The organism is Microcystis sp. M_OC_Ca_00000000_C217Col (assembly GCF_007095585.1).
GTDB lineage: Bacteria > Cyanobacteriota > Cyanobacteriia > Cyanobacteriales > Microcystaceae > Microcystis > Microcystis panniformis.
In genome coordinates this window covers 1-3,925 of the sequence record NZ_SFBV01000117.1, presented here as the reverse complement: position 1 = coordinate 3,925, position 3,925 = coordinate 1, and the positions used below count along the sequence as shown (strand labels likewise).

Sequence of the window (3,925 nt, the reverse complement as noted above, 5' to 3'; positions counted from 1 at the left end):
AAATGGTATTTTTACGAGCAAATCTTACAAGTACCTGTCTATGGAATTTTTCAGCCAAAAACGGGAGAATTAGATGTTTATTGTTTAGTGGCAGGAAAGTATGAGCAGCAGTTGCCAGATGAGAATAATCGTTACTGGATAAAAGAACTTAATTTGTTTATCGGTATCTGGCAAGGAAGCAAAGCTGAATTTACTACTAATTGGTTGCGCTGGTGGGATAAGTCAGGCAATCTGTTATTATGGGGCAGTGAGTTAGTGGAGCAAGAAAAGCAACGAGCCGAGCAAGAAAAGCAACGAGCCGAGCAAGAAAAGCAACGAGCCGAGCAAGAAAAGCAACGAGCCGAACAGGAAAAGCAACGGGCTGAAAAGGAAAAGCAACGGGCTGAAAAGGAAAAGCAACGGGCTGAAAAGGAAAAGCAACGGGCTGAAAAGGAAAAGCAACGAGCCGAGCGCTGGGCAGCACAATTGAGAGCGCTAGGGGTTGACATTGATGATAGTTTATGATAGGAAATAAACTTATTCTTTACTGTCTTTTCCCTTACTTTATGTTGACTCCAATACTTCAAATTAAATTAGATAAATGAACAAAAATATGATCGATCAATGGCTCAAAGGAGTAGGTGCGTTTCTACTTATTTTTATTGATGTAAATTATCTTCTTACCACAAGATTTGGCAGATTGAAAGGAAATGACAGGTAAGTACCTAGGCAAAATTATTTACACATGACGATCATTGCCCCGTAAGGGTTTTAGCTCGATCGGGCAGGTAATTAATTTTGCATGACTACTTATGAAGCAGTGTGGTATCTATTCATTTCAATTTCTATTATTTTCTTACCTACTATTTTGGGTAAAGTTTTGAACTATTTCAGTTCTATTTTATCAAAAATAATCAATAATTGGCAAGTCACAAATCAAAGTCGTAATCTTGAGTTTTTAATTTCGTGGGGACTTGGTCTTGTTTTCAACACGATAGCAATTCAAAAGCTCTTTACCCAAGGAACTGGTGGAAGTCTCAGGCTCTATATGACACCTGAGATGTCATACAATTGGCGTGAACTGACAACCTATTTATCAAGCTTGAATTTTTTGGTGCTAATTCCAGTCGCATTAATTTTAACAGTTATTTTCTTTTTTCTCTTACATCTATTTTCCCTTCGTAAATTTTTGAGAACATTATTGATTGAGAATATAATTTTTATTGGAGTTTTAGTAACGGTTACATCAGTTGCTTGGAGTCTGGTTTATACTGATCCATCTAACTACCATTTTAATGCGTTTCTCTTCCCATTAGCGGCCATTAATAGCGATTCCCCTTTTATTCCTCTTGTTGATGATGGGTTTAAAACTTTATATGGCGGATATTATCTTTGGCTTGGCCTACTATCACGATTAATGGGAAATAGTCTATTGTCTATTAAAATTGTTGTATGTAGTTTGATTGCTCTTCAGATTATTCTTTACTATTTAATAGTTAAAGCTATTTACAAAAATCCGTTGTTCAGAATTTTGGTATTCATCAGCTGCCTATTTTGGAGTTATTTTTATTTTAGGGTAGTAGGAGGAGATTTATACTTTCAATATTTTCCTTTAAGAACTTTATTTCCTTGTCTTTTACTGGTCACTTCGTTCTATATATCTGAAAGAAAATTTCTCGATAAAGCTACTTTTTCCATTGGATTTTTAACAATTAACTTACGAGATTTGATTCTAGATTTTATAGTGGCAATGGCTCTATTAAGTAATTTTGATTCTGGTGTAGTTGTGTTGATTATGTACTTTTTTATTTACATTTGGAATGAGTTTAAAATAGATGGTTTTAGCGCAAAAAACATGATTAAAAGATTAGCGGGATTTAGTATAAATCTCATAATTATCATGTCCATAGTTATTTTTGGCTTTAGAATTATTGCTGGAGAATTTATAAATTTTCTCAATTATACGGGTTCTACTCTTAAATTTGGCTCTGGCTTTCTAGGTTTGCCTTTTCCAGATAATATATGGATGATATTTATGGTTGTTTACGGTTTTAACATCATACAATCTTTTCAGAGTCCTATTGAGGATAAAAACGCTAAGTATCGTTTTGTAATTGCCATCTGGGGAATAGTTAGCCTCTTTTATTTTGTCAATAGAAGTCATCCTTGGAATTTGTTATTTGTATCACTTCCATTTTTTCTTTCCTATGGTTGTTTGATTGATTATGCCTTTAGTTCTTATCAACAAAAAATGTCTGAATCTGAACCGAAATTGATGCAGAATAAAATTGCATTGAGGGAGTTCTTGCCAATCCTATTGCCCAATTCGTTTGAGCTATTCAGACTCTCCCTTGTCAGTGTATTAGTCATGCCCTTTATTATTATGTCCCTAATCGCTTGTGTAAAATTTATCCCCTTAACTATATCCAATTTTAAAAGCCCTAAAAGCTATTCGCAAATGTCTGCTTTAGTCAGCTTGTCCGAGAGAGTGGCTACATTAGAAAAACAATTAAACCGCCCATCAATTCTTCTTTCAGATTCATTTGAATCCTATTATTATCTTCACAAAAACAGAAAAGTATTGTTTTATCCCGAGATAACTTCTATTTTCTCTGAGGACAATTCTTTTCAGCCCCGTTTTATTGACGCTCTCAATAAATTCAATCCAATTGTCACCCTATGTCCCATAAATGTACCTATCATAAAAGAAAATCTTCATGGCACTTTTTTACAATTACTCTATGAGAATAATTACAAGCTTGTAGAGTCAGGGAAAAACATAGATGACCCTATCCTGAAAAATTGTCAGATTTACATAAAAGATTAGAATTGTAATAAAGTGAGAGAATCTTGACAAAATCATATAGCCTAAAACGAGCCGAGCGCTTGGCTGCACAATTGCGATCGCAATTGTGTTGACATTGACAATAGTTTATGATAAGAAAGTGGCATCAGTTGTTCACCCCAACCAACCAATGGCTCAAGAAACCCTCCTAATTGCAGCTAACCCACAAGGGATCAAGCTACCACCGACCGAAGATGAACTACCTTCTGATGATGGTATTCCCATGGAAACCCAGCGACACGGACTGCAAATGCAGTTATTAGTCAGACCTCTCTCCCGGTGGTTAAAAAACCAAGGACGGGAAGCGTTTGTCGGAGGCAATATGTTTGTTTACTTTAGCCCCAATCAAGTGCGTAACGAGGATTATCGCGGGCCCGATGTATTTGTCGTTGTGGACGTGCCTCGAAAAGAACGGAAAAGCTGGGTCGTCTGGGAAGAAGAAAAAGCTCCTGATGTGGTGATTGAGTTGCTTTCTGAAAGTACAGCAAAAAAAGATAAAGAAGAGAAAAAGCTTATCTATCAGAATCGTTTGCGGGTGACAGAATACTTTTGGTATGATCCCTTTGACCCAGAAGATTTAGCGGGACATCGCTTAGAAGGGGGTGTTTATAAATCTTTAAACCCAGATGCTCAAGGCAGGTTCAGCAGCGAAATATTAGGGCTAGTGTTAGTGCGGTGGCAGGGAATTTATGGGGATGAACAAGAGCCGATTACTTGGCTACGTTGGGCAACAGCAGAGGGGCAATTGCTCCCCACCATAGAGGAGTTGGCCGAGCAGGAAAAGCAACGGGCCGAGCAGGAAAAGCAACGGGCTGAACGCTTGGCAGCAAAATTAAGAGCGCTAGGAGTTGAAGTTGATGATAGTGTATGAAATAATTGCAGGCATTGTTCACCTACAGGTCTATTTTATAATTAATTTAATGCACCTACTTAGTCGTGGACAGTTTATGAGAGCTTATTAAATATAGAAAGGACTGTTTAGGACAATGACACCATCTGCTATTGATTTACCCCCAAAATCACCGCCAATCACCTGGGAAAAACTGCCAGATGATTTTGTATTACCTGACGAACCTGTGGACAATAACCTGCAACCTCTCT

2 protein-coding genes and 1 pseudogene are annotated in these 3,925 nt (G+C 37.1%); all 3 read left to right on the top strand.

Annotated elements, in window-relative coordinates:
• Positions 1 to 504 (top strand): annotated as a pseudogene (locus tag EWV66_RS07025) (Uma2 family endonuclease); the annotation flags it as partial.
• A gap of 277 nt (positions 505 to 781) precedes the next feature.
• On the top strand, positions 782 to 2,806 hold the full coding sequence (locus tag EWV66_RS07020; RefSeq protein WP_287109251.1) for a hypothetical protein: 2,025 nt from the start codon (positions 782 to 784) through the stop codon (positions 2,804 to 2,806).
• Between the two features lie 148 nt (positions 2,807 to 2,954).
• Positions 2,955 to 3,695, top strand: a complete 741-nt coding sequence (locus EWV66_RS07015; RefSeq protein ID WP_185236945.1) for a Uma2 family endonuclease — start codon at positions 2,955 to 2,957, stop codon at positions 3,693 to 3,695.
• The last annotated feature ends 230 nt before the right edge of the window (positions 3,696 to 3,925 follow it).